Raw genomic sequence first — 223 nt, 5'->3', positions numbered from 1 at the left:
GCGGCCTTGCGGTAATAGCGCAGGGCCAATTCCGGGTCCTCCCTCAGGCCGGCAGAGCCACGCTGCAGGAACAGGCCAACGAAGTAGTAGCCCGTGGCGACACCGGCTTCCATCATTTCCTGGCTCAACCGCAAACGTTCCGCGCCGCGCACCTTGAAGTGGCCCCGAAAGGCGCCGTTGACCAAGTTGATGCTGGCCTTGTAGTGCTGGTGTTCGGCGGCGA

The 223-nt window shown here is 63.7% G+C and carries 1 pseudogene; it reads right to left on the bottom strand.

The window, feature by feature from the left end:
- A pseudogene (locus WFQ67_RS30275) lies at positions 1 to 223 on the bottom strand (SEL1-like repeat protein); the annotation flags it as partial.

The sequence above is a fragment of the Pseudomonas sp. USHLN015 genome (assembly GCF_037153275.1).
GTDB lineage: Bacteria > Pseudomonadota > Gammaproteobacteria > Pseudomonadales > Pseudomonadaceae > Metapseudomonas > Metapseudomonas tohonis.
Note: the sequence above shows the minus strand (reverse complement) of the source record. Positions and strands in the feature narration are given on the sequence as shown.